Genomic DNA, 258 nt, shown 5'->3' with positions numbered 1-258 from the left:
CACGAATATACGTCCCTTTAGAACAGGTTACGTCAAGGGAAATGCTCTGTTCAGTAAAGCTGAGTAATTCAATCTGTGAAATTCTGACTGGACGAGCAGGACGCTCGATCTCAATGCCCTGCCGAGCAAGCTCGTATAAAGGACGACCATCTTTTTTTAATGCAGAATACATCGGCGGAATTTGTGTAGTTTCACCCTCAAACTGCTTTAAGATTTTCGAAATCGAACCTTCGGTAAGTATTGGAACAGCTTGAGACT

1 pseudogene is annotated in these 258 nt (G+C 43.0%); it reads right to left on the bottom strand.

From position 1 onward, the window contains the following. Window positions 1-258: pseudogene (truB, locus tag EUU22_RS24450) on the bottom strand (tRNA pseudouridine(55) synthase TruB); the annotation flags it as partial.

The organism is Ciceribacter ferrooxidans (genome assembly GCF_004137355.1).
Lineage (GTDB): Bacteria > Pseudomonadota > Alphaproteobacteria > Rhizobiales > Rhizobiaceae > Allorhizobium > Allorhizobium ferrooxidans.
Note: the sequence above shows the minus strand (reverse complement) of the source record. Positions and strands in the feature narration are given on the sequence as shown.